Origin of the sequence: Xenophilus sp., assembly GCF_044462705.1 — a bacterium.
In the GTDB taxonomy this organism is placed as follows: domain Bacteria; phylum Pseudomonadota; class Gammaproteobacteria; order Burkholderiales; family Burkholderiaceae_C; genus Xenophilus; species Xenophilus azovorans.
In genome coordinates this window covers 1-3,353 of sequence record NZ_JBIQNC010000080.1, presented here as the reverse complement: position 1 = coordinate 3,353, position 3,353 = coordinate 1, and the positions used below count along the sequence as shown (strand labels likewise).

General features: G+C 68.8%; 5 protein-coding genes. All 5 read left to right on the top strand.

From position 1 onward, the window contains the following. Nucleotides 1-351, top strand: coding sequence for a ferredoxin (locus ACIY1X_RS13575; RefSeq protein WP_038210702.1), 351 nt, complete (start codon nucleotides 1-3; stop codon nucleotides 349-351). A 1-nt stretch (nucleotide 352) separates the two neighbouring features. Beyond that, the gene (locus ACIY1X_RS13570; protein ID WP_399681185.1) at nucleotides 353-1,006 is read left to right on the top strand and encodes an alpha/beta hydrolase; all 654 of its coding nucleotides are present in this window, start codon (nucleotides 353-355) and stop codon (nucleotides 1,004-1,006) included. A gap of 38 nt (nucleotides 1,007-1,044) precedes the next feature. Next, on the top strand, nucleotides 1,045-2,214 hold the full coding sequence (locus ACIY1X_RS13565) for a D-alanyl-D-alanine carboxypeptidase family protein (protein ID WP_399681183.1): 1,170 nt from the start codon (nucleotides 1,045-1,047) through the stop codon (nucleotides 2,212-2,214). Between the two features lie 229 nt (nucleotides 2,215-2,443). Further along, on the top strand, nucleotides 2,444-2,821 hold the full coding sequence (gene rpsL / locus ACIY1X_RS13560) for a 30S ribosomal protein S12 (protein WP_006297701.1): 378 nt from the start codon (nucleotides 2,444-2,446) through the stop codon (nucleotides 2,819-2,821). Nucleotides 2,822-2,979: 158 nt separating this feature from the next. Beyond that, nucleotides 2,980-3,353 (top strand): 30S ribosomal protein S7 (gene rpsG / locus ACIY1X_RS13555; RefSeq protein ID WP_399681180.1); only part of this gene is annotated, 374 nt, incomplete at its 3' end.

Sequence of the window (3,353 nt, the reverse complement as noted above, 5' to 3'; positions counted from 1 at the left end):
ATGTCCCTGTCGCCCCCGCGTGACGGCGGTTACTACGCCCGCCACATCTTCTTCTGCCTCAACGAACGCAAGCCCGGCGAGGATTCGTGCGCCCGGCACAACGCGCAGGCCGGCTTCGCGCACTGCAAGGCGCGTGTCAAGGCCGAGGGCCTGGCCGGCCCCGGCCGGGTGCGCGTGAACAAGGCCGGCTGCCTGGACCGCTGCGCCGGCGGGCCGGTGGCGGTGGTCTACCCCGAGGCCGTCTGGTACAGCTTCGTCGACGAGGCCGACATCGACGAGATCGTCGAATCGCACCTCAAGAAGGGCGAGGTGGTCGAACGGCTGCTGCTGCCGCCCGACGTGGGCCGATGAGATGAACGTCCATACGGAAAAGCTGCGCCTCGAAGGCGCCGCCGGCACCGTCGAGGCGCTGCGCGATGCGCCCGCGCGGGACGTCGCGCCGGCGGGCGTCGCGGTCATCGCCCATCCCCACCCGCTCTTCGGCGGCACCATGGACAACAAGGTGGTGCAGACGCTGGCGCGCGCCTTCGTGGCCTGCGGCTGGACCGCGCTGCGCTTCAACTTCCGCGGCGTCGGCGCCAGCGAAGGCGTGCACGACGAGGGCCGCGGCGAGACGGAGGATTTCCTCGCCGTCGTGCGGCAGGCCGCGCCCGAAGGGCCGCTGGCCATCGCCGGCTTCTCCTTCGGCGCCTTCGTCGCCAGCCGCGCCATCGAGGCGCTGTGGCCGGCGCGCGAGCTGCGGGAGATCGTGCTGGTGGGCACGGCGGCGGCCCGCTTCGCGGTCGCGCCCGTGCCGGCCGACGCGCACGAGCGCACGCTGGTCGTGCACGGCGAGCAGGACGACACCGTGCCCCTGGCCGCCGTGCTGGACTGGGCCCGGCCGCAGTCACTTCCTGTCACGGTCGTCCCCGGGGGCGGACATTTCTTTCACGGACAATTGCCGCTCCTCAAGGGGCTGGTGACCCGCCACCTGCGCGCCGGGGCGTCCGGCCGGGCGCACCCGTGACGCCGCCTCCCCTCCATTCCTTTCGCCGCTTCGCTTCCATGATCCGTCTGCCTGACGTGCTGCGCACGTTCGTTCTCGCGCTGGCCTGCATGGCCGCCTCCATCGCCGCCGCCCAGGCGCCCGCCGCCCCCGAGGTGGCCGCGCGCAGCTACCTGCTGATGGACATCACCTCCAACCAGTTGCTGGCGAGCAAGGACATCGACATGCCGGTCGAGCCGGCCTCGCTGACCAAGCTGATGACCCAGTACCTGGTCTTCGACGCCCTGCGCGCCCGCAAGATCAGCCTGACCCAGACGCTGCCCGTGAGCACGCGCGCCTGGAAGATGCCCGGCTCGCGCATGTTCATCGACCCCAAGATGCAGGTGCCGGTGGACGACCTCATCAAGGGCATGATCGTCCAGTCCGGCAACGACGCCACCATGGCGCTGGCCGAGGGCGTGGGCGGCACGGCCGAGCGCTTCGTCGAGCTCATGAACGAGCAGGCCAAGGCGCTGGGCATGAAGAACACCACCTACAAGAACCCCGAGGGCCTGACGGCGCCGGGCCACACGACCACGGCGCGCGACCTGAGCATCCTGGCCACGCGGCTGATGCGCGACTTCCCGGAATACCTGCACTACTACGCGATCAAGAAGTACCGCTACCCCGGCACGCCGGCCGCCAACGACACCAACCGCAACCTGCTGCTGTTCCGCGATCCGACGGTGGACGGCCTGAAGACCGGCCACACCGAGGCCGCGGGCTACTGCCTGATCGCCACGGCCAAGCGCGACTTCCCCAACCTGCCGGGCGGCCGGCGCCTGCTGAGCATCGTGCTCGGCGCCGCCAGCGACAACGCGCGCGCCAACGAGTCGCAGAAGCTGCTGAACTGGGGCTACACCGCCTACGACGCGGTGCGCCTGTTCGACGCCGGCCAGCCGGTGGCGACGCCGCAGGTGTGGAAGGGCAAGGCCAACACCGTCAAGCTCGGCCGCGCCGAGCCGATCGTGGTCTCCGTGCCCTCGGGCCAGGCCTCGAAGGTCAAGACCCACGTGGAGCGGCCCGACCCGCTGGTGGCGCCCTTCGGCAAGAACCAGCCGCTGGGCACCCTGAAGATCACGCTGGCCGACCAGCCCCTGGCCGAGGTGCCGCTGGTGGCGCTGGAGCCCGTCGAGCAGGCGGGCATCCTGGGCCGGGCCTGGGACGCCGTGCGGCTGTGGATCAAGTGAGCGGTGAGGCCGGCGGCCGCTTCCGCGCCCCGGGCCATGCCCCTGGCGCCGGCTCGGGAGCCTGATCCCGGGCCATTTGCCGTCCGGCGCACGGCGCGCTAGAATCGCGGGCTTTTCGGAATTTTCCGAAGGGTTTCACGTTTTCGTCATTTCCCCGGTGGATCTTCGGGTCCCCGCCGTCTTTTCGGGTTCGGCCGGTCCGGGGGTGTTTTTCGGAACTTATTCATTCATGCCAACCATCAACCAACTGGTGCGCCAGGGTCGCGAGGTCGAGACGACCAAGTCGAAAAGCCCTGCCATGCAGAACTCGCCGCAGCGCCGCGGCGTCTGCACCCGGGTCTACACCACGACCCCCAAGAAGCCGAACTCGGCACTTCGCAAGGTCGCCAAGGTCCGTCTGACCAACGGCTTCGAAGTGATCTCCTACATCGGCGGCGAAGGCCACAACCTGCAGGAGCACAGCGTCGTGCTGGTGCGCGGCGGCCGTGTGAAGGATCTTCCCGGTGTGCGCTACCACATCGTCCGCGGTTCCCTGGACCTGCAGGGCGTCAAGGACCGCAAGCAGGCCCGTTCCAAGTACGGCGCCAAGCGTCCCAAGAAGGCCTGACCGGCTTTCGTTTCCATCGGTGTTCGGCCGCCTGGCGGGTGGTTCGAACGTAGTGACCCGAAGCGCCATGGTGGCGCGGGTCGAGTAAGTGAGGGTCCTGATGGCTCTCGCGGTGCAGCCGGAAGGCGGCGCCAACTGAAGCAAAGAGGTTCAGAAAAATGCCACGTCGTCGCGAAGTTCCCAAACGTGAAATCCTGCCGGACCCGAAGTACGGCAATGTCGAGCTGTCCAAGTTCATGAACGTGATCATGGAAGGCGGCAAGAAGGCGGTCGCCGAGCGCATCATCTACGGCGCGCTCGACTTCATCGAGAAGAAGAACCCGGGCAAGGACCCGCTGGAAGCCTTCGTCATCGCCATCAACAACGTCAAGCCGATGGTGGAAGTGAAGTCCCGCCGCGTCGGCGGCGCCAACTACCAGGTGCCGGTCGAAGTGCGCCCGGTGCGCCGCCTGGCGCTGTCGATGCGCTGGATCAAGGAAGCCGCCCGCAAGCGCGGCGAGAAGTCGATGGCCCTGCGCCTGGCCAACGAACT

Bases quoted from the DNA above. Each gene is read 5' to 3' on its own strand.
- ACIY1X_RS13575 (WP_038210702.1), top strand. From the start codon at position 1: ATGTCCCTGTCGCCCCCGCGTGACGGCGGTTACTACGCCCGCCACATC.
- ACIY1X_RS13570 (WP_399681185.1), top strand. From the start codon at position 353: ATGAACGTCCATACGGAAAAGCTGCGCCTCGAAGGCGCCGCCGGCACC.
- ACIY1X_RS13565 (WP_399681183.1), top strand. From the start codon at position 1,045: ATGATCCGTCTGCCTGACGTGCTGCGCACGTTCGTTCTCGCGCTGGCC.
- rpsL (WP_006297701.1), top strand. From the start codon at position 2,444: ATGCCAACCATCAACCAACTGGTGCGCCAGGGTCGCGAGGTCGAGACG.